Source organism: Paludisphaera borealis (assembly GCF_001956985.1).
Classification (GTDB): Bacteria; Planctomycetota; Planctomycetia; order Isosphaerales; family Isosphaeraceae; genus Paludisphaera; species Paludisphaera borealis.
The window spans coordinates 4,369,366-4,394,916 of the sequence record NZ_CP019082.1 but is presented as its reverse complement, the minus strand read 5'-3'; the positions used below and the strand labels follow the sequence as shown (position 1 = coordinate 4,394,916).

The following is a 25,551-nucleotide window of genomic DNA, read 5'->3' as shown; positions in this document are numbered from 1 at the left end:
CGCTTCGCTCACCCCTTGAACGCGTCTCGAACCACCTTGAGCGCCGGCTTCGGCGTGATATCGTCGAGCCTCCAGGTGTTGCTGATGAAGCTCAGCACATATTGCGATGCATCCGTGATCGTCTGATAGGAGAATCGGCTGTTGACCCGCTTGAAGGCCTGGACGCCGAAGCCCGACTCGGAGCCGACCTTGTGGGTCGTCTGGTCGAGCGACTGGAAGACGGCGCCGCCGTAGAAGTTGAGGTTCTGGCCGTTGCCCCGGGCCGTCGCCATGTCGGCGAGTTGCTTCTTGTCGGTCGCCGCCTGGGTTTCGGGCGACTTCGGCGGGTTCTTGGGGTCGGTTTCGATGGACGTGGCGCCGACCTCGTAGAAAATCATCGGGATCGTGCTCCACGGGATCTGCGCATTGGCGCCGACCGGGTGGTTGTACGGGGCGTAGCCGACCTGCTGCAGGCCCAGGAAGCCGGCCACGTCGTTGCCGACGGGGTTGTTGGCCCAGACGAACCGCGTCGCGAAGAAGTCGGAGGGGAGCTTGGGGACGGTCATCTGCACCGCCGTGTACGGTTCGGAGACCGGGTTCCGCAGGTTCATCGCCGAGGCGGTGAAGTCGGTCGTCGCGTTGAAGGCCGCGTAGAGCGCCTCGACCGCTCCCACCGAGGGGGTCGGGTTGGAGTAGCTCGTCCCGCCGTAGCTGGTCGCCCACGAGAGGGGGACGGTGATCGGCAGTCGCTGGCCGTCGGGGATGTTCGCCTGGTCTTCGAGGTAGACGATCATCTGCGCGACTTTCGCCACCGCGTCGGGCATGATGTCGCCGCCGGTGTTGTCCGGCTCGTTGCCGATCGACCACATCGAGATCCCGGCCACGGGCTTGGTGTCGCCGCTTCGCCAGTTGGGATAGACCTGGTTGAAGATCTCCTGGACGTAGCTCAACTGGTGGCGGTACGGAGGATTCCCCAGCGCGCCGTTCATCGGCAGGCTGAAGACGTAGTTGGAGATCGGCACGTTCACCGTCATTCCGTCGGCGACGAGGGTCTGAAGGAACGTCGTATGATCGCGCTGAGAGTTCCAATTGTAGATATGCAGGAAATCGACGCCCAGCGATTCCATCGACTTGAGATCGCCGCGGCCGTTGACGGCCCTGCCGTTCGACGTGAACCCCTGGATGCCCTGCGCCGAACTCCACATCGGGGTGTAATAGGAATTGAAGAAGTCGGAGTCGAAGTAGGGGTTCGGCGGGTTGGGCGTTCCGGGGGCGAAGTCGGAGGGTTCGGGCGTGTAGGCCATGCCCTTGATGTTGGTCAGGTTGAAATGGGCCATGCGCTCGGTGGAAGTCATGGCCGCCCCCTGGCTGGCCACCCGCGTGAAGGTCTGCGTCAGGGCGGCCTTTTGCCCCAGGTCGGATACGCTGGCGACCTGATACGTATTCGTCCCGAGAGCCAGCGGAACGTTCGCGAACGCGTAGCCGCCGTCGGCTCCAGCGACCGTCTTCCCGCCGGCGGCGCCGCTCGTCTCATTCACAAGCGTGACCACGGCGCCCGGCTCGGCCCTGCCGACGAGGGTCACGGCCGAGTCGACGACCTCGCGGTCCTGCTCCGGATCTTGCTCGGCATTGATCGCAAGAGACAGGGACACGGCCCGGGCGCTGGATGCGGCCCCCAGATTGCGACGGGCCAGGAGGAGGTCCGTCGAGTCGATCCGGCCGTTGTTCTGTAAGTCGGCGGCCGCGATGTAGCCCGGTTGACCGGCCCGACTGCCGCGGGCGGACGCGATGAGCTGAAGGTCCTGGGAGTCGACGGCGTAATCACCGTTGACGTCCCCCGCCAGCCGGACGACGGCCTGGAGCGAATCGCCGGCGCGCGCGTTGACCCGCACGGCGAAATCCCCGGCGGGAACCGTAACGAGCAGGCCGTTCGAACCGGCGCGCAGGGAGGTCGGCCGCGACGCCCCACGCGCGGTCGAGGCGAGGCCCGCGACGCTGATTCGCCCGCCGTCGAGGTCCGTCACCTCGATCTTGAGCGTCACCCGCGACCCACCGGCCGGGAACGTGAAATCCGACGGCGCGATGGTGAACGGAATCGACACCGACCGCGCGTTCTCCGGGACGGTCGCCGTCAGCGCGCCGAGCACGCCCGACGCCAGGTCGGAGGCCATCATGAAACGCGATTCGAGCGATTCGGACTGGGGTCGGCAACGACCACCCGAGCGTCGCCGCGCCGCACTCGATGAGTTCCCGAGAGCCCGCCGACCTTGCACCCGTTGAACGACGGAGCGCATCATCCAGCACCTCGCCTCTTGGCAGGATAGGACGGCGCCCGCCCCGCTCCATACGATAGGAAACGGTCAAACGCCGGGAGCCGGCGGCTTCATCGCGCAGCCCTCCCCGCCAAAAGCATAGATCACGACGGAGAGCGTGCAACTCTCCAGCCTCCGAAGGATGCGGAGAGCCGGCGAGTCGCACGCAGTCCTACGGCCCGGACGGGCGATGGATCGCGCTGATGCGATTGATCAGCGCGGGCAGGACCAGCCGTATCTTAAGATCAACACCGACGCCCCGACCCGGCTTCAGAACGCGGAGCGCGAGGTCCGCGTCAGCTCGACGACCTGAAAGCGGCTGGGGATGTGGGTCGCGTGGGCGTCGTTGTCGTACACGATCAAGAGCCGGACCGTGCTCGAATCAGCGGCGGCCGTCGGCAGGATGCAGAGCCCTTCCGCCTTCATGGCCGCCTCGAAGACCCAGAGCTTTTCGGCCTGCACCGGCGCGCCCTTGGCCTCGGCGATCCGATCGTCGGCGACGAACCAGAGCGTGTTGCCGTGGAAGGCGTTCAGCTCGTCCTCGGTCGTCGTGACCACCAGGAATCCCTTCCACGCGGGCAGGTATTCCAGCGAGGTGAGCTGCGACCGCACGCCTTCGCGCGTTCCCGGCTCGAAGGCGAACAGCGGAGCCAGCGACAACTCGACGGCCTCGGCCGGGTTGGCGGAAAGATCGGCCGCGAACGCCCGCACCAGGTCGTCCGGTTGCCGAAGGCCGATCACCAGCTCGCGACGCGGCTTGCCGGCGGCCTCGGACACGGTCTCGCGGATCGCCAGCCCTTCGATCTTGCGCTGGTCGACGGCGGTTTGCGAAAGGCCCAGAGATCGCAGGGACTGGATCAAGGCGGCGTCGAGCCGCCACGAGGCGACCGAGCCGTCGTCGATCGTCGGGGCGCCGGCCTCGGCCAGCCGGAAGCGGAACAGCTTCGCGTGCTGACTCCGCTCGTCGTCGGTCTTCCCCGAGTGTGAACCCACCACGTAGAAGGTCCCGTCGGAATCCTTCGCCATGGCCTCCCACTTCGAGGATTTCGGGGTCTCCTCGGGAAACCTCGGGCTGACCAGCGGGGCGCCGACCGGCCGGCCTGTGGCGGTCTCGATCACGCGGAGCGGAACCTTCTTGTCATGGGCGATCAGAACGAGCCGGCCGTCGCCGATCGGCTCGACGGCCGACGCTTCGAGGACGCGGTCGAGCGGTTCCAGAGCGCCCGACGCTTCGGCCCGATCGTGAAAGGCGGCCGGGAACGTGATCGGCTTGACCAGGACCTCGCCGGCCGGGGCTGCGCCGGCGAGCCAGGGACAGATCGCGAGCCCCAGACCCAAAAGCCAATGCGAAGGAGTCGTCGTCACGGTGTTCATCCCTGGCGCGGGGCGCCTCACTTGAGGTCGATGGGGTAATCGGACTTGTCGGCGCCGACCTCGAACTCGATCGCCGAGGAGCTGGGCGCGTGGTATTTGAGCGGAAGGTCTTTCTTGTTCAGACCCGAGATCGAGATCCGGTGCTTGCCGGCGACGGCGCCATCGCCTGCCTTGAAGGTGGAAAGCGTGTAGCCGCCGTCGGGCCCGATCTCGCCGTGGGCCTCGCGGCCGGCGTCGGGCTCGAAGACGACCGTCCCGTGGGTCAAAGGCTTACCTTTGTAAGTCACCTTGCCTTGGACCGGCACGGTCGTCGAGAGCTTCGCGGCGGCTTCCGGAACGCCGCCGCAGCCGGAACCGGCGAACGGCAAGAGCAGAGCGGCGAGCATCGCCGCGCGACGATCGAGAATCATGAGGATGGCCCGGTTTCAGGAAGACGACGATCGCTCGCTCAGTACGCGTCGGCTGAGACGACTTCGCCGCCGGCGATGGAGCCGAGGGCCCGCCAGGTGGCGGCGTTGATCGTGCTCTTGACGAACCGGACGCTGCCGTCGGCCATCAGCGCGGTAACGCCGCCGGAGTGCTTGCTGGTCGCGGCGAGCGACATGTAGGTGGGACCGCCGTCGTTCTCGTCGGTCGAGTCCCAATCCATCTCGAGCATCTGGCCGCCGCCGGTGAACCCGATCGCCTTGCTGAGCGCCTTGACCCCGGGGTTGGGGGTCATGGCGGTGGTGAAGCCCGAGTAGTAGACGCCGCCATTGCACCATCGGGTGTGGCCGATCGGACCGCCCGCCTTGATCTTGGTTGCGCCGCACGACCCGATCAGCTCGTTGAGCGCCTGGATCGAGGCGGCGCCCGGCGCGGGGACGTTCGTCGGGCTCCAGGTCCCGGCGGTCGAGTCCGACGGCACGGTCGGGGTGCTGAGGCAGCCCCGCATCTGGGCGTGGCCGATCGTCCCTTCCGAGGCCATCAGCGTGTTGCTCAGGCCGTCGGTCACCGACGCGATCTTGCGGGCGAAGTTCGGCCCGAACAGCGAGCGGTTCATCGGGCCGACCGAGTTGGTCGCCCCCCAGTTCACCGACCAGACGTACCAGTCGCCGTCGCAGGTGCCGTAGCTGGTCGTCCCGTACCCCGTGCTCCCCATCGTCGCGTCGTCGATGTGCTGGCCCGGATCGCTTGGGCAGAACAGCATCGAGAGCGGCGTGTTGGCCACCGTCGTGTTGGGGGGCTTGCTGTAGGTGAGGCTGAAATTGATCGAGTTGTAGAAGTTCCCCTGCTCCCAGAACGGAGCCGACCGCGCGAAGGCGCTCCACGACGACTCGAACGCCCAGCTTCCCGGAGCGCCGGTCGGCGCCGGGACCAGGATCGTCGTCGGAGGGAACGCCCCCACGCTGCTCTCGTAGTTGTGGAACGCGAGGCCGATCTGCTTGAGGTTGTTGACGCACTGAGCCCGGCGCGCCGCCTCGCGCGCCGACTGCACCGCGGGCAAGAGCAACGAGATCAAGACGGCGATGATCGCGATCACCACCAGCAGCTCGATCAGCGTGAACGCGGAACGAAGCGAACGCGTACGGGAAACGCTCATATGAGTGGACTCAACTCGTCTTGGAAACGTCTGTCGCCAATATTCGATGAGTCAGGCTACCCGTCACGCATTCAGACTTTATGAAGACTCCGAGATGATGCAAGGAAGTTCAAAAGAGCCGGCGGGGTTCATTCCACGTCGTGTCGGGTCGTGTCAGTCCGAGCGTGTGGAGCGATCGAACCTCGTATGATGCATCGCCATGTTGCGCTTCGCCGACAGGGGGCCCGGCGGTCGCGCGGCGACCGAGACTCTGGGCCGCGAGGCCGAATCGTCGCTCACGTATTCCACCAGCTTCGGCGTGTAGTAGACCACGCCCAGCACGACCAGGATCAATCCCAGCCAGGCCGCGAAATCTCCAAGCTGACGCATGTCGGAAACCCTCCTGTTCTCGTCTCAATGGGTCGCTCGCCGATCCCAATCGATCGCGCAGACCGTTCCGTCGCCGCCTTCAACGCGTCCGAGCCGCCAGCCAATGCCGCGTCGGCCCCCCCCCTCGACTTCTCCCCCTCCTCGATAGAAGCGACGTGCCGCCGCCCGATCGTCCTAATTCTTTACGCTTTCTTCAATATTCCCGCAACCTACCTTCACGCAACGGCTCTTCGACGCGCCGTCCTCTACTTAGAATGTGTCTCCAACATGACGACTTCCGAGCGCGAATCGTGACGGAAGCTCGCACACAACACGACAAACCCGGCGCATTCCCTACAACCAAACAGCGCAGGATCGGATTCTGGAGGCTTGATTGCCGGACAGCGGATTCCCCGCAAACTTCATGCCGTTCCCATTCGCCCCCCCCGGGTTCGCCTCTCCGCCGCAAGCCTAGCTCACGATTCTGGAAACCCGGCGTCCCGAGTGGGTGGACCGGGGTCGGAACCAGGCGAATCTCCAAGAGATCGGAGGCGAGATCGCTCGACCCGATCGACGCCGAGAGGAAGGGCGGCCTGTGATGCGCGGCTCGATTCTGCTCGTGAGCCAGGCGATTCTCAGCGCCGGTCCGGGTCCATTCCGATCAGGTGGCGTTTCAAACCCAACGGCGCTCGCGCCTACCGCGGGCCGGCGGGGTGAGCGCTCCCCCGCCGGACTCGACTTTGTCGCAGTCATCCGGAACGATCGCCTTGTGGGATGTTACCGGGCGGCGCCGGGGTCGGCCGAGCGCGGGTTGAGAGCGACGTCCTTGATCTCGACTTCTTCTAAGGGGCGGAACTGGACCTGGTATTCCCGGATCTGGTCCGGCGGCAGGGGGAATTCGGCGTCGATCAGGTCGATCACCCATTTTTTGTCGCCGTCGGACCCTGACGAATAAGAGACGGCGGCGTGTTGCTTGCCATCTCGATCGACCGCGACGATGCGCCTGTCCTGCTCGAAGAAGTTGTGAGCGACCGAAAAGACCGTCATCGATCGGCCATGGGCCTCATAGGGGCGAGCCCTGCCGAAGCTGAACTTGTGGCCGTTGACGAATGTGCCGACGCCCCCCTTGCCGTCGTTCGCGACTTCGGTCTTCCAAGCACCGTCGGCGAGCCTCGCCTCGACCTCGCAATCCGTCCGATCGCGGAACACGGCCTCGTAATACTGCAAATCCGGTATGTCCTGGCCGTTCTTCCTGGGGCGACCGCCCCAGTAGGAGGCGGTAGGGGTCGGATGCCAGCGGAACATGTCCACTTTCTTCACCCCGGACACGCGCAGCAAGACCACTCGCGCCTCGCCGTTCTGGTGGCGGCCGCCGGCCAGGCGCTCGATCGCGTCGATAGGCGCCTCGGCGAGCGGGGAGCCGTCGGGCTTCCACCAGGTGTTCGGGCCGGTGGGAACCGTGGAAACCCCGACCACCTCGATCGTCGCGCCGTTCTTGAACGATGCGCGGTATCGATCGTCGTTCGGGGCCGGATCGATGCGACGCCCGGGCTCCGGCGGCGCCGACCTCGCCAGCATCCCCACCCCCGCGCCACTCACGGCGACGCCGATCAACAACAGGGCCGCCGTCCATCTCATCAGACGATGCAAGTGCATGGCTCTCGAAGCTCCTTCGGCCAGTGCAGCGACCGTGGCGGGGACCATGGCGGCCGAGACTCCGCTCGCTGCGTAGCGGGTCGCCGCCTGCACCGTGAGGTGCTTCCAGCTCTCGGAGACGACCGCAGATGCGGCGTCCGGGTTCAAGACGGCGGCGAGGGACGCGACCGCCGGGCCCGCGCCCAGGCCGCGACGGGTCAGCCGATCGCGCAGTCGCTCGCGGGCCCGGGCCAGCCGGGATTGGACCGTACGGACCGGGCAGCCGATTTGCTGGGCGGCCTGCTCGTAAGTCAGGCCTTCCAGGTGGCAGAGGAGAATCGGCAGCCGGAATCGCTCGGGGAGCCGATCCAGTTCCTGACAAAGCTCCGGCCAGGTCTCTAAGCCATCCCCATCGCGTTGTACGGCGTCCCGGATCGCCGTCGCCGTCTCCGCGCCCCGACGCTCAAGCAACCGGCGCCGCGCGGCGTCGAGTCGCGCCCGGGCCGCGACCCGCGCGGCGACGCCGTAGAGCCAACTCGCGACCGAATCCGTCCGCCGTATCGAACGCGCCTGCCTGGCCAGCACCAGGAACACCGCCTGCGCGGCGTCCTCGGCGTCGTGACGATCCCCAAGGATTCGCCGGCAGACCTGGAACACCATCGGCCCGTGCCGCTCCACCAGCACGGCGAACGCCGCCTCGGCCTCGTCGGCCGGCCCGCTACGAAATCGATCCAGCAAGAAACCGTCGGTCTGCCCCGCCGTCGTCCCAACCTGGAACAAGGTGGTCAGGTGCTTCAAGACGGTCGAAGATGATGGGTTCACCAGAGCCCGGCCTCCTCGTCCGGTCGTCACAGCGCTGGGCGCGAGTCTCACGACCTCGTCCCGCGATGAATAGTGTCCGCCCGAGCCTCCGATCGCCCCAACTTTTTTGGAACTTCAAACCTTCGAAGCTCACAAGCTCTCCAGGAACGCGACCAGATCGGCGATCTCGGCGGGGGTGAGGACGGTTCCGGCGGGGTGCTGGATGCTCTGGAAGACGTCGGGGAGGGAGCGGGCGGAGGCGTCGTGGAGGAACGTCGCGCGGCGGGAGGCGCCGCGGAGCGAGGGGGGGTTGAAGGCGCGGGAGCCGACGGCGTCGGTCAAGCCGACGTCGTAGGTTTTCGGGGTGGTGTATTCGGGCGCGGCGTGGCAGGAGGCGCAGTCGTGGGACGCGAACACGGCGCGGCCGCGCGCGACGGCTTCGGCGGGCGCGGTCGCGACGACGGGCTTGGGCGGTTCGAGGGTGCGGAGGTAGGCGGTGAGGGCGTCGACCTGGCGGTCGGTCGGGTCGGCCCCGCGCAGGGTGGTCGTGATCGACTTGCGGACCTGGTCTTCGAGACGGTCGATGCGGCCGAGCCAGGTCCAGGGGCCGGTCCGGTCGACGCCGAGCAGGGTCGGCGTCTGCTTGGCCGCGCCGTACGAGCCGTCGGTCATCGTGTCGACGAGCACCCCCGCCGTGTGGCCGTCGGTGTGGCAGGTATGGCAGCTCATCCAGCCTTCCCGGCCGATCCGGGCGCTCGTGAACAGCCGCTCGCCCTCCTCGACAAGCGTCGGCTCCGGGCGCGTCCCCAGCACGATCGGCGCGGCGACCTTGCGGTCGGCCAGATCGACGATCGAGATCGCGTCGTCGAGCGCATCGGCCGTGTACGCCGTCCGTCCGTCGAGGCTGAGGGCCAGGGCCGAGGGCCGCCGGCCGACGCTCTGCCGCTTGTACGGCCGGCCGAGGCCGAGGGCCGTCGCGACCTCGTCCGTGCCGGCCAGCGCGACGACGAGCACGCCGCCCGGCCCGAACGCGAAGCTCGACGGGTCGGCCGACCCGCTGCCGACGTTGCCGATGGTCGCGGCCCGGCCGTTCTCCAGGAGGGTCTCGACGTCGACGCCGGGCGTGAGCAGGTCGTCCAGGCGGAACGTCTGCATCTCGCTGTGGGCCAGAAAGCCCCAGTGGATGTCGTCGAACGTCGTCCGGTTCACGGGGTTGACGAACTGGCCGAGCAAGGCCAGGGTCCGGCCGTCGGGCGAGAACCTCAGCGATCGGAGGTTGTGCCCCGGCAAGTTCCAGTCCGAGACGATCGCCGGCGCGTCCTGATCGATCAGGGCGAGCCGGCCGCCGAACGCGTCGGCGACCACCAGCAGCGAGGGCGAGCCCCCCGGGACGGCCGCCGCGTCGAGCGGACTGAAAGGGAGCGCGAGCGTCGAAACCACGCGGACGGCCGGCGGAACCTCAGGCGAGGCGGGCCGGTCCCACGCCAGAAACGTCAGCGTCCGCGACCATCGCGAGACGACCACCGCGCGCAGGCCGTCGGCCCCGACCACCACCCGCGCCGGGTCCGATGCGACGGGCGTCGCCGACGCGCGGCGGATCACATCGCCCTGGCGCTCGACCAGCACCAGCTCGCCGGCCGCCTGATCGACGGCCAGCAGCCACCGCCCTCCCGGAAGCTCCTTGAGGTCGGCAAGCCCGCGCCCGACGTTCACCTCGGCCGCGACGCGTCTCGACTCGACGTCGACGATCGAGATCGTTCCGGCGCCTCGATTGGCCGTCAGCAAGCGGGTCCCGCCGTCGACGAGGATCAACGCCTCCGGCTTCCGGAGCCGGGCCTCTGCGCCGAACGTCAAGGTCGGGACCATCACGCAGACGGCCAGCCCGAAGGTCCACATACCGCGAAAAGTCATGAGCGCTCGCTCCTCAGCATTCGGCGGGCGGGGAAGCCGGTCCGACCCGATTTCATGATAGCATAACACTCCCCGAAGACCCTCGGCGAGTCGTATCATGGTTCGAGGAACCGACCACCTAGCGCGTTTACTTTTGGGGATGCGCACGTAGGGGTGCCCCTTGTGGGTGCCCGATCCACGTTGGAAAACAGGATCGCCCTCGCGATTCGGGCACCCACAAGGGGCGCCCCTACGGTAATACGGGCCTCCGGCGCACACCGGGTGTGTGCAATCCAAACGCGAACCGCTCTCGTTTCCCAAGGGCCACGTCATGAAGCCACACGCCGCGTTGATTCTGGCATTGAGTCTCGTGTCGGGGACGCCGTCGCGCGGCGGCGAGGGGGAATCGCTCGACGCGATCCTGACGCCGCATCTTGAGCGGCACAAGGTCCCCGCGCTGGCGGCCGCCGTGATCAAAGACGGCGTGATCGTCGCGTCGGGGGCGGTCGGCACGCGGCGGGTCGGGGCCGACATTCCGGTGACGCGCGACGATCGGTTCCACCTGGGGTCCGACACCAAGGCGATGACCGCGCTCCTGGCCGGGATGCTCGTCGACGAGGGGAAGCTGCGATGGGATTCGACCGTCGCCGAACTCTTCCCGGAGCTGGCCGGTACGATGGACGCCCGCCTGAGGACGGTGACGCTGACGCAGCTCTTGTCGCACACCAGCGGCGTCCCGGGCGACGACGAGGCGTTCGATAAGCTGCTCGGCGGATCGCTGACTCAAGACGGCAATCTCGACGAGCTGCGCTACGGGATCGTCCGCGAGTACGCGAAGCGACCGCTCGCGGCGAAGCCCGGCGAGAAATTCGCCTATGCGAACATGAATTACCTGTTCGCGGGTTCGGCCGTCGAACGGATCGCGGGCAAGACGTGGGAGGAGTTGGTGACGGAGCGCGTCTTCGAACCGCTCGGCCTGAAGACGGCGGGCCTCGGCCCGCAGAGCACGGTCGGCCGGGTCGACGCGCCGCTCGGCCACGTCGAGGTCGACGGCAAGGTGAAGGCGTTCCTCGCCGGCCCGAACGGCGACAACCCGCTCGTCATCGGCCCGGCCGGGACCGCGCACATGTCGGCGCTCGACTTCGCCCGATGGGCCGGATGGCACGCCGGCGGCGGCAAGCGCGGGCCGGCCCTGGTGAAGCCCGACACGCTCGCCAAACTGCACGCGATGGCCGTCACGATTCCGGCCAAGAAAGACGCCCCTCCCGGCACCCCGGCCCTGGGCCGCTACGGCCTGGGCATGGGCGAGATGACCGTCCCCTGGTCGAAGGAGCCCCTGCTCTACCACGGCGGCTCCAACACCAAGAACCTCGCGCACATCTGGATCAATCCCCAACGCGATTTCGCCCTTGTGGTGCTCACCAACATCGGCGGTCCGCGCGCCGAGGCCGCCCTCCGGGCCGTCGCCGAGGACCTGTATAAGCGGCGCGCGGATTAGCGATGTTTGTTGATGGGTGGCGGACAGGCTGAAGCCGAATTCCCTTCTCCCCTTGTGGGAGAAGGCATGCTCGCGACGGTCTGTCTTATTGTCCATTCGCGGCCCAACCGCCTCGAAACCTCCCCAGTCGGACGACGCCGACGACCGTCGGGATTCTTTCCTTCTCGACTCAGCGTGTAGAATGGTGCGATGTGGACCGTTTGAATCACGAGCTTGATCGCCCGATGCGAGAACACCCCATGACTCCCACCGAAAGCCCGGCCGTGTCGGCCCAAGCGATTGAGGCCGGGCCGGCGATCGCCGCCACGGCCCCGGAAGACTGGCTGGAGCGGCTGGCGGCGATCACCGAGACGATGCGTGAGATGAGCACGCACACCGATCCGCAGGCCATGGTCGCCGGCTACGGCCGGCGGGTCCGCCAGATGATGCCGTCGGATCGCTGGATCTCGCTCAGCCGCCGGGGGCTGGAGTTCCCCAAGTACCGGATCACCCGGTCGAGCACCTGGACCGAGACCATCGACCCGTGGAAGCAGAAGGAACTGCTCCCGCTCCTTGAAGGGGGCCTGCTCGGCGACCTGCTCTACGGCGACGAACCCCGGATCATCGACGACATCACCCCGCTGCTCTCGCCCGACGACCCGGCGTTCGAATACCTCAACGGCTTCCGATCGCTCATGGCGGTCCCCCATTTCGACCGCGGCGTCGGGCTCAACATGGTCGTGACGTTGCGGAAAGAGCCCGGCGCGTGGGAGCGCGACAAGTTCCCCGAGCGCGTCTGGCTCAGCAGCCTGTTCGGCCGCGCCACCCAGAACCTCGTCCTCAGCGAGGAGTTGAAGCGCGCCTACGAGATCGTCGACCGCGAGCTGCGGGTCGTCGCCGACATCCAGCGCTCGCTGCTGCCCAAGACGCTCCCCAAGATCCCCGGCGTCGAGCTGGCGACGTACTACCGGACCTCGCAGTGGGCCGGCGGCGACTACTACGACTTCTTTGAGCTTCCCGGCGGCCGTTGGGGCTTCCTGATCGCCGACGTCAGCGGCCACGGCACCCCCGCCGCCGTCATGATGGCGATCCTCCACAGCCTCACCCACGGACACCCCGGCAGCCCCGACCCGCCGTCCGCCCTGCTCAAGCACGTCAACCAGCGGCTCGCGTCGCAGTACACCGCCGAGAACGAGGTATTCGTCACCGCGTTCTACGGCATTTACGACCCGGCGAAGCGCGAGTTCACCTACAGTTGCGCCGGGCACAACCCGCCCCGGCTCCGCAAGTGCTCGCAGGGCGTCGTGCTCTCGATCGAAGACGTCGGCGGGCCGCCGCTCGGGCTGTTCGAGGACCTCGAATACGCCGAGTCGAAGGTGACCTTCAGCCCCGGCGACATCCTGGTGCTCTACACCGACGGCATCACCGAAGCCATGAACGGCAAGAGCGAGCAGTTCACCTCCGATCGGCTCGACGGCATCCTCGCCGGCTGCAACATGTCGGCCTCGCAGATCGTCGACGCCATCGTCGCGGGCATCAGCCGGTTCACCGATAACCTCGACCCGCACGACGACCAGACCCTGCTCGTCGCCAAGATCTCCTGACGCGCGAGCATCCTTCACGCTTTTAACCTCGACGACGGAACCTGGAGCCTCACCCGCGATGATCCCTCGAAACGCCGACAGCGCCATCAAGATCGCCCCGTCCATCCTCTCGGCCGACCTGTCGAGGCTGGCCGAGCAGGTGAAGGAGGTCGAGGCGGCCGGCGCGGATCGGATTCACGTCGACGTGATGGACGGCTGTTTCGTCCCCAACATCACGTTCGGCCCGGTGCTGGTGAAGTGGCTGAGACCCGTCACGAGGCTGCCGCTGGAAGTCCACCTGATGATCGCCAAGCCCGACGACTTCCTCGACGCCTTCGCCGAGGCCGGCGCCGATTCGCTGATCGTCCACGTCGAGGGGGCGACGCACCTCAACCGGACGATTCAGCATATCCAAAAGCTCGGGCGCAAGGCCGGCGTGGCGATCAACCCGGCGACCCCGGCGGTCATGCTCGAGGAGATTCTCCCCGAACTCGACCTCGTCCTGGCGATGACCGTGAACCCGGGCTTCGGCGGCCAGTCGTTCCTGCCCGGCACCCTCGCCAAGATCGCCGCGATCCGCCGGATGATCGACTCGGTGAATCCCGACTGCGAGCTGGAAGTCGACGGCGGCGTCGACCAGGACTCCGCCCCCCGCCTGATCGCCGCCGGCGCGCGCGTCTTCGTCGCCGGCTCGTCCATCTACGGCGCCCCCGACGGCCCCACCGCCGGCCTCCGCCGTTTGGCCGGATCGGTCGGCGGTTGACGGCGCCGTGAGCGGCGACGAGCGAATATGCGGGCGGCGAGGGTCGTCTTATGAGCGGCCGTCGTAATCCTCAAAATCCTCGCCGTCGCGAATCGTGCGTGCGTGGCGATTGGGAAGGGAGTCTTCTTCATGCGTCGTCGGACGAAGTTCCTTGCGCTGGCGGCGCCGTTGTTGATCGCGTTCGGCCTGGGTCGGGCCGAGGGGGCCGATGAGCCGGACGGCTCGAAGCGGATGGTGCTCGTCGAGCTGTACACCTCGCAGGGGTGCGACATGTGCCCGACGGCCGAGAAGATCCTCGGGGCACTCGGCGAGAAGAACGAGCGCATCGTGCCGATCGCCTTCCACGTCGACTACTTTAACGACCCGTGGAAGGACGTGTTCTCCGACCCGCTCTACAGCCAGCGGCAGGCGACGTACAACGAACTCTACAAGAAGCCCAAGAACGCCGAGTACGGCCTTTACTACACGCCGATGTTGATGATCGACGGCGAGCAGTCGGTCAACGGCCGGGACCCCACCGGGGCCGAGGCGGCGATCCGCAAGGCGCTGGCGAAGAAGCCCGGCGTGGGGCTCGACGTCGCACTCGACGTCAAGCCGGACGGGCTCACGGGAATGGCCGCGATCACGGTGTCGAGCCGGTCGACGCGGGTCGAGAAGACGCCGCTCCTGGTCTGCGCCGTGCTCCGCGAGGACGGCGTGACCACCAACGTCCCCTCGGGCGAGAACGCGGGCAAATCGCTCGTCGCGCGCTACCCGGCTCGGCTGACGAAATACGAGTTCATCGAGCTCGACGGCAAGTCGCCGGCGACGCAACGGTTCCCGTTGATCATCGAGCCTTCATGGAAGCGCGAGAAGCTTCGGCTCGCCGTGTTCGTCCAGGACAAGAAGACGGGCGTGGTTCACCAGGCCGCCGACTTCCCCTGGCGATCGACCGGGTCGCGTTGACGCCTCGTCTTCCTCCGAGCGCAGCTAGTGGTTAAGCTGGAAGTCCGGCCTCGACCCCTTTTCGCCCTCCCCCAACAGCGAGGCGAGCGCTCATGGACTTCCTGAACGACCCCGGACTGCGCGGGAATCGGCGGCACTTCTTTTCGAGGACCAGCCTCGGGCTGGGAGGCGCGGCGCTGGCGAGCCTGATGGGCGAGTCGCTAACGACGCCGGCGCGGGGGGCCGATCGTTCGAAGCCGGTCGACGCGATCGATCCGGCGTATCGCGGGGTGCTGGCCCAGCCGCATTTCGCGCCCAAGGCCAAGCGGGTGATCTACCTGTTCATGAGCGGCGGCCCGTCGCAGCTCGACCTGTTCGACCACAAGCCGCTGCTGAACCAGATGAACGGCAAGGACCTGCCGGACTCGATCCGCAACGGCCAGCGGCTGACTGGGATGTCGTCCAACCAGGCGACCTTGCCGCTGGCCGGGTCGATCTTCCCGTTCGCCCGCCACGGCGCTTCGGGCGCGTGGGTCAGCGACCTGCTGCCGCAGACGGCGAAGGTCGCCGACGAGCTGTGCTTCATCCGGTCGCTCTACACCGAGGCGATCAACCACGACCCGGCGATCACGTTCTTCCAGACCGGCTCGCAGATCGCCGGCCGGCCGTCGATGGGCTCGTGGCTGAGCTACGGGCTGGGCTCGGCCAACCAGAACCTGCCGACGTTCTGCGTCCTGATCAGCAAGCGGCCGGTCGACCAGCCGTTGTACTCGCGGCTCTGGGGCAACGGCTTTTTGCCCTCGATCCACCAGGGGGTGCAGTTCCGCGCGGGGGCCGAGCCGGTGCTGTATCTGGAGAACCCGCCGGGCGTGTCGTCGGCCTCGCGCCGGAAGATGCTCGACCGGCTCCGCGAGCTGCACCAGATCGAGTATGACGCCGCGCTCGACCCGGCCGTCAACGCGCGGATCGCCCAGTACGAGATGGCGTACCGGATGCAAAGCTCGGTCCCCGAGGTCGCCGGGATCGCCAGCGAGCCGGAACATATCTACGACCTTTACGGACCCGACGCGCGCAACCCCGGCAGCTTCGCCGCCAACTGCCTCCTGGCCCGGCGGCTGGCCGAACGCGGGGTGCGGTTCATCCAGCTTTACCATCCCGGCTGGGACCACCACGGCGGCCTGCCGGGCGGCATCCGCCAGTTGACCAAGGAGACCGACCACGGCTGTGCCGCGCTCATCCGCGACCTGAAGCAGCGCGGGATGCTCGACGACACCCTGGTCCTCTGGGGGGGCGAGTTCGGCCGGACGAACTACAGCCAGGGCAAGCTGACCCCGACCGACTACGGCCGCGACCACCACCCCCGCTGCTTCACCATCTGGGCGGCCGGCGGCGGGATCAAGCCGGGCTTCACCTTCGGCGCGACCGACGACTTCGGCTACAACGTCGCCGAGAACCCCGTCCACGTCCACGACTTCCACGCCACGATCCTCGCGCTGCTCGGCATCGACCACGAGCGCCTGACCTTCAAGCACCAGGGCCGCTACTACCGCCTCACCGACGTCTCCGGCAACGTCGTCAAGGACGTTCTGGCCTGACGGGCGGCCCTCCCCGTCCAATCCATAATGGCAAGGTCATGGGTGGCACGGACTCGGTTCGTCCGAACCCGTGTGGAAGGCCGAGGCTCGCATCCACCTCGCTCTTTCGCAGCGGGCGCGACGGCTGCCGGCGCGCGGCGCGAATGCCCGCCCTTGACACATTTCGTCGATTAGCTTACTGTCGAATCATGAGCAAGGTATTCAAAGCCCTTTCCGATCCGACACGCCGCCGCGTGCTGCTGCTGCTCCGCAAGGGGCCGATGAGCGCGGGCGAGCTCAGCGACCAGTTCGACTTCTCCAAGCCGACGATGTCGGCGCACTTCGCGGTGTTGAAGGAGGCCGACCTGGTGCACGCCGAGAAGGTCGGCAAGTCCATCATCTATCACCTGAAGCTCTCGGTGCTCGAAGAGGCGCTGCTGGGCTTCGTCCATTCGTTCGGCCTGGGCGCGGAGGCGCCGGAGCCCAAGAAGGAGATCACACGATGAAGGAACTGACGGCATGTCTCGTCTGGGCCGGCGGCATGATGGCCCTGGCGCTTGGCGCGATCTTCGCGCACAAGCTGGGCTATATCGACCGCGACACGGTCACACGGTTGGTCACCGGCGTTATCGGGCTCTGGATGGTCTGGTACGGCAACCGGATGCCCAAGGCCATGGTCCTGGTCCGGGTCCCCGCCAGCGCCGGCCAGGCCAGGCGGGTCGCGAGTTGGTCCATGGTGCTGAGCGGGCTCGTCTATGCCGGCCTGTGGGCGTTCGCGCCGATCCCGGTGGCCGCGACGGTCGGGAGCGGCGCGGTCCTGGCGGGAGTAGCGGTGACGCTCGGCTATTGCCTGTCGCGGCGGGCCAAGCCGAAAGCCGTCTAATTCAGGCTTTCTTCGAGGCTCGCCAGCCGCGCGGCCTGAAGGTCGCCGATCGGCGGATGGAACGGGTTCGGGCTCGAACCCGGGCCACCCGGAGATCCCTCATTTCGCCGCAGGAGCCGTGGCCGGAGCGGCAGGCGCGGGCGCGACGGCGGCCGGCGCGCGGCGGACGCGGACGGGGTCGTCGGGGCGGTTGGGGCGCGCGGGGGGCGGGGATTTCTTGAGGGCTTCGAGGGCCATGTCGATGGCCTTGTCGAGCTGCGGGTCGGCGCCGGCGGCGACAGCGGCGGGGTCTTGTTCGACGTCGACGTCGGGGGCGACGCCTTCGTTCTCGACGATCCAGCCGTCCTCGGTGAAGATCGCCAGGTCGGGCGCGGTGACGCCGCCGCCGTCCATGAGGACCGGGAACCCGAGGATGCCGACCAGGCCCCCCCAGGTCCGTTTGCCGACGAGCGGGCCGAGGTTGAACTTGCGGAACATCCAGGGGAGCATGTCGCCGCCGGAGCCGGCGGTCTCGTCGATGATCATCACCTTGGGTCCGGGGATCGCCGCGTTGGGCGTGCGCAGGGGCTCGCCGTGGCGGGTCGCCCAGTAGCTCACCACCGGGCGGCGGAGGAGGTCGATGTAGTAGTCGGCGACCTGGCCGCCGCCGTTGAACCGCTCGTCGATGATCGCGGCGTCCTTGTCAGCCTGGGGAAAGAAGTAACGCTTGAAGTACGAGTACCCCTGGCCCGCCGTGTTGGGGACGTAGATGTACGCCACGCGCCCCTTCGTCCGCTCGTGGACCTTGCGGAGGTTCCCCTCGACCCACGCGCGGTTGCGGAGCGGGCCCTCGTCGGCGATCGGCTCGACGACGACCGTGCGGGCGCCCACGCCGTCGGGCTTGGGTCCGACCTTCAGCTCGATCCGCCGTCCCACGGTCTGCTCGAAGTGCTTGTAGACCTCGGCGTCGGCCTTCACGTCCTTGCCGTCGACCGCCAGCAGGTAATCGCCGACCTTGACGTCGACCCCGGGCGCGTTCAGCGGAGCGCGGAGGGAGGGGTCCCAGTAGGCGCCGCCGTAGATCGTCTTGAACTTGAACCGGCCGTCGGCGACCTCGTAATCGGCCCCGAGCAGGCCGACGGGGACGTTCTTGGGCTCGTACAGCCGGTCGCCGCCGAACAGGTAGCTGTGGCCGACCGACAGCTCGCTGAGCATCGACCGGATCACGCGGTTGAGGTCGCCCCGGGTCGCGAGGTGGGGCAGGAACGCCTCGTACTTGGCGCGGACGGCGTTCCAGTCGGCCCCGTGCATGTTGGGGGCGTAGAAGTAATCGCGGTTGATCCGCCAGGCCTCGCGGAAGATCTGCGCCCACTCGGCCCGGGGGTCGATGGCGATCGACACGGCGCCGACCGCCGCGATCGCGCCGTCCCCCTTGGTGAACTTGCCGGCGTCGACGATCCCGATCACGTCGTCGGCCCGATAAAGGATCTTCTTACGGTCGGCCGACACCCGGTAGCCGCCGATCCCCTCGGCGAGCGCCTGGTCTTCGCGGGTCTTGAAGTCGAACCGGCGGAGCGTCGGCTTGCCGAGCCCGCCGTCGTCGCGCGCCGGCCGCGCCTCGGGCCGCCGGATGTAATAGATCTGCCCCTCGGCCCCGGCCGCCAGGTCCGAGAGCATGCCCGATTCGACCGGCAGCGCGATGATCCGATCGGCGATGTTCTCCAGCTCGATCACCGTCGGCTTCACCGGCTTCGGAGCCGCCGCCGCGTCCTTCTTGTCCTTGTCCTTCTCGGGCTCCTTGGCCTTCGCGACCTCTTCGGGCTTGGCGGCCTTGGCGGCCTCGGCCGGCTTGGCGACTTCGGCCGGCTTGACGGCCTCCTTCTCCTTCGAGGCGTCGGGCTTGGCCTCGTCCTTCTCAGTCTCCTTGTCTTTATCCTTGGCCGGGTCGACGCCCTCCTCGTCGCTCTCTTTGAGCAATGGGTTGGGCGTGGCTTTCTGGAGCGTGGCCAGGTAGAGCGAGGAGGTGACGGGCATGTCGGTGATCGACTGATCGAACCAATTTTTGACGGGTCCGGCGTCGGTCGAGGCGAGGAAATAGAGGTACTTGCCGCCGGCGTCGAAGACCGGCTCGCCGGCCTCGGCGAGACCGTCGGTGAGGGGAACGGCCTTGTCCTGGTCGAGCGAGTAGAGCCAGACCGTCGTGATGCCGACCTTGGTGCTGACCGTGTAGGCCAGCCACTTCGAGTCGGGCGACCAGCTCGCGCTCATGGTCTTGATCGGGCTGTAGACCGGTTCGGCGGCGACCCGCTTGACCGCTCCCGAATCGAGGTCGATCCACGACAGCGTCCGCGCGTTGTCGACGAAGGCGATCTTCCTGGAATCGGGCGACCACACCGGCTGCTCGTAGAAGCCCGCCCCCTTGAGCGCGAACGCCTTGGCCTCGCCCTTGCCGTCCTGCGGCCGGACGTGCAGGGCGTACTCGCCCGAGGCGTCGCTGAAGTACGCGATCGATTTGCCGTCGGGCGACCACACCGGCGACCGCTCGTGCGCGCCCTGGGTCTGCGACAGGTTGCGCGGGTCCCCCTTCTTGGCGGGGACGGTGACGACTTCACCGCGATACTCCAGCACCGCGCGCTTGCCGGTCGGCGAGACGTCGACCGAGCGGACGAGCTTGGGGTCGCTGACGCGGCGCGGGCGGGTCTCGGCGAGGTCGGCGGCGGCGGCGATCTTGAGCCGCGTCGCCTGGCCGGTCTCGGGGTCGTAGACGTACAGGTAGCCCGACTGGTCGTAGATCACCTTGCCCGCGCCGGTCGAGGCGGTCTCGACCGGGAAGTCCTTATGGTTGGTCCGCCGGGCGACCTCTTTGGTCTTGGGATCGTACGAGTAGACGTTGAACTCGCCGTCGCGGTCGGACAGGAAGTAGATGGTCGAGCCGATCCACGACGGCATCGTGTCGTTCGCGCCGCCGTCCGGCTTGGGGATCTCGACGTGCGACAGGTCGGCGAGCTTGAGGACCCAGATCCGCGACGCCGTCCCCCCCCGGTAGTTCTTCCACTGGCGGAACCGCTCCCCCAGCGGCGTGTAGGCGAGGAACGCGCCGTCGGGCGAGATCGCCCCCATGTCGCCGCTGGGGATCGGCAGTTGCTTGGGGACGCCCCCCTTCGCCGGCACGGTGAAGAACTGCGAATGCCGGCGCGAGAAGACCGAGCGCTGCGAGGTGAACAGGACGTCCCCCTCGGGCGTGAAGCCGCGGACGACGTCGTCGCCGGGGTGCCAGGTCAAACGGGTCGGCTCGCCGCCGTCGACGGGGATCGAATAGACGTCGAGATTGCCGTCGTACGACGCCGTGAACGCGACCGTCTTGCCGTCGGGCGAGAACTTCGGCCGGCTCTCCTCGCCCGGGTGCGACGTCAGCCGGCGCGGCCGCGAGCCGTCGGCGTCGGCCGTCCAGACGTCGTCGGCGTACACGAACGCGATCTTGCCCGCCGTGATCGCCGGCGAAGACAGCAGCCGCGCGTCGCCGGGATCGACGGCCCCGACCACAGACGCTGATGAGACCAGGACCGCGAGCACGCCCACGATCCACGACAACCTTCCGAACGCTCCGCGCCGCATCGTCCGCCTCCTGGTCCTCGCTGACGTCCCCGACGCTCCGCTCCCCACGCCGAGACCTCGCAGCGCCGGAATCCAGGCTAACTCCCCGAAGCTCTTGAGACCAGAGCCGCGAACCAAGGATCGACCGGGGGCGGTAGTCGACGCGGGCGTTGCTCGCGACATTCCGCGATGGAAGCCCCGGGATGAGAACGGCGAGAAGGCTTGCCGCCTGGCTGTCAAAATCGAATAGCGCGGATCGCCGAGCGGAGGTACGCGACGAGGCGGCCTGGCGCTCTCGGCTAGGTCGCCTCAGACTTCAGATCCCGCAAGAGCCTGCCGAACTGGGCCTCGAATGCGTCGTGGTCCTTCCAGTTGGAAAAATCGGGGATGAAGTACTCCCGGACCTCGACGGCCAGGTCTTTGCCATGGTCCGCGTCGAAACACTCCCAATCCCGCATAGCGGAATACGGCGCCAGCCCGACGGGGAACAACTTCCTCTTACCTTCCCGCTTCTCGATCTTGAACGCCTTGCGAAGCTCGGTCTTGACCCACTCGCTGTTCATGCTGTTCGGCGACAGGACGAGCAGGAGTCGATCGTAGAGCCGGATCGCCTCGTCGATCTGCTCGTGGATCTTCTTGCCCGACCGCATATCGACCTCGTCGAACCAGACCCTCAAGTTCTCCTGGACCATCCGAGAGTGCAGCCTGCGAGCGAATTCCTTGTCGGCCGAACTATGGCTGATGAAGCACGAGTAGAACTGGATTGGATTCATGGACCCGATCAGCGAGGGCAACTGGACGATGAGGGCTTCGGGAACACCACATCCCTTGAGGAACGCTTCGGGAATCCGACCCTTTGATGCAAAGAGGGTGTCCACGCCGACGGAGCTGGGGCCGTGATGAACAGTCTCGTCCAGGCCTTGGGCTTCGGAGAGGTCTAAGTTGGCGAAATTGGTGCTACGGCATATGGAGCCTTGAAAAAAAGCCCTGTTGAGGTCGGCCCCGACGAGGTGCGCCCTGCTGAGGTTGGCCCCGACGAGGTGCGCCTCGACGAGGTTGGCCCTGCTGAGGCTGGCCCAGCGGAGGTCGGCCCCGCGGAGGTCGGCCCCGGTGAGGTAGGCTTCGCGGAGGTCGGTCCTGCGGAGGTTGGCCCCCATGAGGCTGGCCACGCGGAGGTTGGCCCCGACGAGGTCGGCCCTGCTGAGGTCGGCCCTGAAGAGGTTGGCCCTGCGGAGGTCGGCCTCGCGGAGGTCGGCGCCAACGAGACTTGGAATCTCACCGCCGACCTGACGATGCTCATTCCACTTGCGGACGCCCTCCTCGCCGCCAGTGAGCAGCCTCAACGCCTCGTCGCGATCCATGACGCCGCCTCGAATGGTTGGCAGGGAATCGGAATAGTCGAACCGATCCTACCCGTCGCCGATCCAGCGTTCCATCCGCCCGGGCTCCGGAGGTCCGAAGGCACGCCTTGAGGCCCGGTCGGGAGTCGGCCGGGATCACGGGGCCTCGCTCGCCTCTTCTCCGGGCTCATCTCGGTGTTCGGGGCCGTCCGAGGGGTCGTCAGCCCCTCCTTCAACCTCGCCGGGGGGATCCCCACTCCCCGCCAGGTTGTCGAGCAACGCGCGCAGCAGGTCCAGCCCCGGCCGGGGCGGCGCGTCGTCGGGGTGATCCTCGGCCCACTCCGGCGCCAGGATCAGGGGGACCCATCTTTCGAGGAAGTGCTCCGAGGGAGGGACCTGCCAGCGGGCGACCGCGTTGAAGACCGGCATCAGGATCTTGACGCGTCGGATATTCTCCGGGGTCGGCCGGGAGCAATTCTCCGCGGGCGAGGCCACCAAGTATTCCCGGCAGGTGATGGGGCGCTCCTCATAGATGGAGCAGGACTCCTCCTCCAGGAACGGGCACGCGATCCGCTCCGCGAAATAGGCGGTGGTCAGGGCCCCGTAGCCGGCGTCGGTGACCGTCTCCGTGTCCTGGAGGTCGTGCAACAGCCCGGCTTCGTCCAGCCGGCGACGCGCCTCGGCGAAGCGGGCGCGGATCGCGGACCGCCGCGGCTCGGGGAGCCGCTCCACAACCCCCGCGATGCGACGGGCCTCGACCTCCGAGATGGCCACGAGCTGCCGGCAGCAGGCGCCGCAGCCCGCTTTGCAGGAGATGCACTCCCCCGACCGCTCGACGGCCCGGACCGTCTCGCCGACCATGGCGTCCGAGAGGGCTCGGGCCAACGGCAGGAGGTCATCGGGACGGGAAGGGCCCGTCGGGACCGTCATCCGGGCCCGAAACCGCCAGCCCTCGCCGTCGAGGGTCATGTCGACCGTCGCCATCCGGGGATCGACCTCGGGTTCGCGCTGCATGGACGACGTCCTTTCGGCTTCGACTCTCCGGGATCTTCGACCGTGATTTCCCGGATGAGCGTCGAAGCAGCCCACGACCGATCACCAGCACCCATCATAGTGACTGCACAGCCCTCGAAAAGTGAGGCGCTGGTGATCTTGTCGAATGGGCCTGATTTCCACGCCGAAGTTCGCCGCGAAGTTCTCGTGGGAACTCGGAAGGACGAAATTCACCGCGCTATTTCGCGTCGAGCTTTTCCAGGAGTCGGTCGAGCTTCTCCTCGACCGTCCGCATCCGCTCTTCCATCGACGCCGATCCGGGCGCCTCGGCGGCCGGCGGGTTCGCACGCGCAGCGAGCGGGGAAGCGGCGCCGGACGGACCGCCCACGTGGTGATAGACGTCCGAGGAGACGACCTCGCCGCTGGACCGGGTGATCAGGGCGGTCAAGACGCGGTGCAGGCTTGGGCCGTCCTTCTTGAGCAGACGGACCGTTCCATCGCACATGCCCAGGACGTACCCTCTCGGGTCGCCGTCGTCCAGCGCCGGAAGGTCCTGGTCGGGGACGAACGGCAGCTCGTTCGGCTTCGTCCAGGGGGTCGCGTCGCGGGCCACGGCGATGAACACCGTGTTCGACGTGCCATCGGTGATGTCCGCGATGCGGACGCCTCTGCGGACGACGGCCGACGAAGCCGATCCCATTTCCATTCCCATCATGCCACCCATCATCCCGCTTCCCATCGCGGCCGCCCCGCCGCCGGCTTCGGGCTCGACCGAGCTTGCTCCAGGCTGAGGGACGCGCTGATCGGTTCCCCTGGGAGGCTGTTGCTGTCGATTCGAGTCATCGGCCGGTGCGTCCGTCTCGCGACTGCGGGCTTCCTCCTGCTGCTTGGCGCGGTCGACGTTTCGCTGATCGACGCCCTGCTTCACGGCTGCCGTGCCGCCGCCCATCCGCCCCCTCATCATCCCGCCCATCATGCTGCTCATCATTTCGCTCTGGCCGCCTCCGCCCATCATGCTGCCCATGCCGCCGCCCATCGCGCCCGCATTCTGGCCGGCGTCGGAAGTGAATTCCGGGTCGAAGACGGAGCCCTTGCCGGCGAAGCCTCGGAACCGGGTTTGTCCCTTGGGCGCGGGGGCGGCGGGGGTCTCGAAGACGGCGGGCATGCGGTTGATCAGCGCCTTGTTGTGCGGGCTGTCCCACGTCTCATTCAGATGAAATTGCTGATACAACTCGTTCTGACCGAGGTAGGGCAGGATCGCGACGCGCCAGCTCAGAAGCGGTTGGTTGCCGTCGCCGTAGATCGCCGGCTGTGGGAAGCAATTGTTCGCCGCGGCGTAACCGTGCGAGGCGAGGAGGATCTCTTTGAGGTTCCGCGCCTGGACGCGCGATGCTTCCGTTTCGCCGGGAGCCGTGGCCGCCCCTTGCGGCCGGGCTCCGGACGACGGCTGTTGGATCTGGGCCAGCGACGGCTTGATCCAGGCCGCGGCGCCGAGCCCGACGACGCTGACGCCGATGAGAACCAGAGCCGATAGGGTCGATTTCGAGATCATGGTTGGTGCGACTCCCGTGATGAGTGAGACGACGCCCGATTCGGCGGCGTGGGACGCCGCCGCCTTCAGGGTCGCGCGGATCAGGGTGGACGAGACGGGAGACGCGAACGCGTCGGCGGACGTCAGGGCCGCGACGGCGACGGCCGGGGCGACGCCTCGGCTCGTCAGGCGGACGCGCAGGGCCTCGCGGGCGCGGGCCAGGCGGCTCTTGACGGTCCCGACCGGGCAGGCGAGCCGATGCGACGCCTCTTCGGCCGTCGCGCCGTCGAGCAGGCACGTGACGAGCACCTCGCGGTGCTTCGCCGGCAGCCGGGCCAGTTCGGCGTCGATGATCGGCATCACGTCGGACCATTCGGCGTTCCCTCCCTCGCGGGAAGGAACGTCGGGGATCGTCCGATCCGCGCGGCGAGCGGCGCGGGCCTTGAGAGCCTCGCGCGTCGCCACCCCGTGCAGCCAAGGCCCCAGGCGGTCGGGGTCGCGCAGCCGCCTCCCCTTCCGCACCAGGACGAGGAACGTCGCCTGGAACACGTCGTCCGCGTCGTGGGGGCTGGCCAGCAGCCGCCGGCAGACGCCCCGGACCATTGGCCCGTGACGACCCACCAGCGCCTCGAAGGCCGATTCGTCCCCCCGGGTCAAGAAGCTGTCGAGCAGGGCGCCGTCCCCGGACGGAACGGTCCCGCGGCGGAAGAGACGATCCAAATCCTGAAGCACGAGCCCCTTACCGCTCTTTGCCATCGTCGGCCCCCCGTCGCTCGGTTCGCGTCTCCTCAGAATACCGCTGCCGGAGCCCCGTTTGGGTCCATCTCCGTCGAATTTTTTCGACCGCGACGCCATGGCTCCCGAGTCGAGGAAGACGCAGCGAACGAGAATGCTCTGGCCTTGGACCGGCGCAAGGCGTCACAATGATGGAACAGTGTTAAACACCCCGGCGCGCCCGGCGTCTCGGAACGGTCCAGGGCGACGGCGGC

General features: G+C 67.7%; 18 protein-coding genes. 7 read left to right on the top strand and 11 right to left on the bottom strand.

Features of this window, described 5'->3' with window-relative positions:
- Positions 1–8 precede the first annotated feature (8 nt).
- The 7 genes from BSF38_RS17130 to BSF38_RS17100 form a co-directional block, all read right to left on the bottom strand.
- Positions 9–2,153 (bottom strand): dockerin type I domain-containing protein, encoded by a 2,145-nt coding sequence (locus BSF38_RS17130; protein ID WP_076347619.1) that lies wholly within the window; start codon positions 2,151–2,153, stop codon positions 9–11.
- Between the two features lie 408 nt (positions 2,154–2,561).
- The gene (locus BSF38_RS17125; RefSeq protein ID WP_145952186.1) at positions 2,562–3,656 is read right to left on the bottom strand and encodes a hypothetical protein; all 1,095 of its coding nucleotides are present in this window, start codon (positions 3,654–3,656) and stop codon (positions 2,562–2,564) included.
- 26 nt (positions 3,657–3,682) lie between these two features.
- Positions 3,683–4,075: a hypothetical protein gene (locus BSF38_RS17120; RefSeq protein ID WP_076347615.1), complete on the bottom strand. Its 393-nt coding sequence runs from the start codon at positions 4,073–4,075 to the stop codon at positions 3,683–3,685.
- A gap of 38 nt (positions 4,076–4,113) precedes the next feature.
- Positions 4,114–5,247 (bottom strand): DUF1559 domain-containing protein, encoded by a 1,134-nt coding sequence (locus BSF38_RS17115; protein ID WP_076347613.1) that lies wholly within the window; start codon positions 5,245–5,247, stop codon positions 4,114–4,116.
- Positions 5,248–5,400: 153 nt separating this feature from the next.
- On the bottom strand, positions 5,401–5,616 hold the full coding sequence (locus BSF38_RS17110) for a hypothetical protein (RefSeq protein ID WP_076347611.1): 216 nt from the start codon (positions 5,614–5,616) through the stop codon (positions 5,401–5,403).
- Between the two features lie 756 nt (positions 5,617–6,372).
- A complete protein-coding gene (locus tag BSF38_RS17105) occupies positions 6,373–8,052 on the bottom strand; it encodes an RNA polymerase sigma factor (RefSeq protein WP_168189399.1) in 1,680 nt (559 codons plus the stop codon).
- A gap of 129 nt (positions 8,053–8,181) precedes the next feature.
- Complete coding sequence (locus tag BSF38_RS17100) at positions 8,182–9,942, bottom strand: cytochrome c peroxidase (protein ID WP_145952185.1); 1,761 nt, start codon at positions 9,940–9,942, stop codon at positions 8,182–8,184.
- Positions 9,943–10,252: 310 nt separating this feature from the next.
- Between BSF38_RS17100 and BSF38_RS17095 the strand changes: the two genes are divergently transcribed.
- The 7 genes from BSF38_RS17095 to BSF38_RS17065 all read left to right on the top strand — a co-directional run bounded on the left by BSF38_RS17095 (position 10,253) and on the right by BSF38_RS17065 (position 17,125).
- Entirely contained in the window at positions 10,253–11,419 is a 1,167-nt protein-coding gene (locus BSF38_RS17095; RefSeq protein ID WP_076347607.1) for a serine hydrolase domain-containing protein, read from the top strand.
- Positions 11,420–11,658: 239 nt separating this feature from the next.
- Positions 11,659–13,002 carry a PP2C family protein-serine/threonine phosphatase gene (locus tag BSF38_RS17090; RefSeq protein WP_083713013.1) on the top strand — a complete coding sequence of 448 codons (1,344 nt, stop codon included), beginning with the start codon at positions 11,659–11,661 and terminating at the stop codon, positions 13,000–13,002.
- A gap of 58 nt (positions 13,003–13,060) precedes the next feature.
- On the top strand, positions 13,061–13,744 hold the full coding sequence (rpe, locus tag BSF38_RS17085) for a ribulose-phosphate 3-epimerase (protein ID WP_076347605.1): 684 nt from the start codon (positions 13,061–13,063) through the stop codon (positions 13,742–13,744).
- Between the two features lie 129 nt (positions 13,745–13,873).
- A complete protein-coding gene (locus tag BSF38_RS17080; RefSeq protein WP_076347603.1) occupies positions 13,874–14,689 on the top strand; it encodes a DUF1223 domain-containing protein in 816 nt (271 codons plus the stop codon).
- A gap of 92 nt (positions 14,690–14,781) precedes the next feature.
- Positions 14,782–16,263 carry a DUF1501 domain-containing protein gene (locus BSF38_RS17075; protein WP_076347601.1) on the top strand — a complete coding sequence of 494 codons (1,482 nt, stop codon included), beginning with the start codon at positions 14,782–14,784 and terminating at the stop codon, positions 16,261–16,263.
- 188 nt (positions 16,264–16,451) lie between these two features.
- Positions 16,452–16,748, top strand: coding sequence for an autorepressor SdpR family transcription factor (locus tag BSF38_RS17070; protein ID WP_076347599.1), 297 nt, complete (start codon positions 16,452–16,454; stop codon positions 16,746–16,748).
- Complete coding sequence (locus tag BSF38_RS17065) at positions 16,745–17,125, top strand: ammonium transporter (protein WP_237170495.1); 381 nt, start codon at positions 16,745–16,747, stop codon at positions 17,123–17,125. Before BSF38_RS17070 ends, BSF38_RS17065 begins: the two co-directional genes overlap by 4 nt.
- A gap of 99 nt (positions 17,126–17,224) precedes the next feature.
- Here BSF38_RS17065 and BSF38_RS17060 read toward each other — a convergent pair whose 3' ends face one another.
- From BSF38_RS17060 to BSF38_RS17045, 4 genes are all read right to left on the bottom strand, one after another.
- Entirely contained in the window at positions 17,225–20,719 is a 3,495-nt protein-coding gene (locus BSF38_RS17060) for a S41 family peptidase (protein ID WP_083713012.1), read from the bottom strand.
- A 278-nt stretch (positions 20,720–20,997) separates the two neighbouring features.
- On the bottom strand, positions 20,998–22,059 hold the full coding sequence (locus BSF38_RS17055; RefSeq protein WP_076347595.1) for a toll/interleukin-1 receptor domain-containing protein: 1,062 nt from the start codon (positions 22,057–22,059) through the stop codon (positions 20,998–21,000).
- Positions 22,060–22,194: 135 nt separating this feature from the next.
- Positions 22,195–23,052, bottom strand: coding sequence for a YkgJ family cysteine cluster protein (locus tag BSF38_RS17050; RefSeq protein WP_076347593.1), 858 nt, complete (start codon positions 23,050–23,052; stop codon positions 22,195–22,197).
- Between the two features lie 217 nt (positions 23,053–23,269).
- Positions 23,270–25,318 (bottom strand): sigma-70 family RNA polymerase sigma factor, encoded by a 2,049-nt coding sequence (locus tag BSF38_RS17045; RefSeq protein ID WP_168189398.1) that lies wholly within the window; start codon positions 25,316–25,318, stop codon positions 23,270–23,272.
- Positions 25,319–25,551: the final 233 nt, after the last annotated feature.

What these genes read in the sequence shown, in the direction of transcription:
- BSF38_RS17130 (WP_076347619.1), bottom strand. Translation starts at nt 2,153, where the DNA reads ATGATGGCCTCCGACCTGGCGTCGGGCGTGCTCGGCGCGCTGACGGCG.
- BSF38_RS17120 (WP_076347615.1), bottom strand. Translation starts at nt 4,075, where the DNA reads ATGATTCTCGATCGTCGCGCGGCGATGCTCGCCGCTCTGCTCTTGCCG.
- BSF38_RS17115 (WP_076347613.1), bottom strand. Translation starts at nt 5,247, where the DNA reads ATGAGCGTTTCCCGTACGCGTTCGCTTCGTTCCGCGTTCACGCTGATC.
- BSF38_RS17110 (WP_076347611.1), bottom strand. Translation starts at nt 5,616, where the DNA reads ATGCGTCAGCTTGGAGATTTCGCGGCCTGGCTGGGATTGATCCTGGTC.
- BSF38_RS17100 (WP_145952185.1), bottom strand. Translation starts at nt 9,942, where the DNA reads ATGACTTTTCGCGGTATGTGGACCTTCGGGCTGGCCGTCTGCGTGATG.
- BSF38_RS17095 (WP_076347607.1), top strand. Translation starts at nt 10,253, where the DNA reads ATGAAGCCACACGCCGCGTTGATTCTGGCATTGAGTCTCGTGTCGGGG.
- BSF38_RS17090 (WP_083713013.1), top strand. Translation starts at nt 11,659, where the DNA reads ATGACTCCCACCGAAAGCCCGGCCGTGTCGGCCCAAGCGATTGAGGCC.
- rpe (WP_076347605.1), top strand. Translation starts at nt 13,061, where the DNA reads ATGATCCCTCGAAACGCCGACAGCGCCATCAAGATCGCCCCGTCCATC.
- BSF38_RS17080 (WP_076347603.1), top strand. Translation starts at nt 13,874, where the DNA reads ATGCGTCGTCGGACGAAGTTCCTTGCGCTGGCGGCGCCGTTGTTGATC.
- BSF38_RS17075 (WP_076347601.1), top strand. Translation starts at nt 14,782, where the DNA reads ATGGACTTCCTGAACGACCCCGGACTGCGCGGGAATCGGCGGCACTTC.
- BSF38_RS17070 (WP_076347599.1), top strand. Translation starts at nt 16,452, where the DNA reads ATGAGCAAGGTATTCAAAGCCCTTTCCGATCCGACACGCCGCCGCGTG.
- BSF38_RS17065 (WP_237170495.1), top strand. Translation starts at nt 16,745, where the DNA reads ATGAAGGAACTGACGGCATGTCTCGTCTGGGCCGGCGGCATGATGGCC.
- BSF38_RS17060 (WP_083713012.1), bottom strand. Translation starts at nt 20,719, where the DNA reads ATGCGGCGCGGAGCGTTCGGAAGGTTGTCGTGGATCGTGGGCGTGCTC.
- BSF38_RS17055 (WP_076347595.1), bottom strand. Translation starts at nt 22,059, where the DNA reads ATGGATCGCGACGAGGCGTTGAGGCTGCTCACTGGCGGCGAGGAGGGC.
- BSF38_RS17050 (WP_076347593.1), bottom strand. Translation starts at nt 23,052, where the DNA reads ATGCAGCGCGAACCCGAGGTCGATCCCCGGATGGCGACGGTCGACATG.
- BSF38_RS17045 (WP_168189398.1), bottom strand. Translation starts at nt 25,318, where the DNA reads ATGGCAAAGAGCGGTAAGGGGCTCGTGCTTCAGGATTTGGATCGTCTC.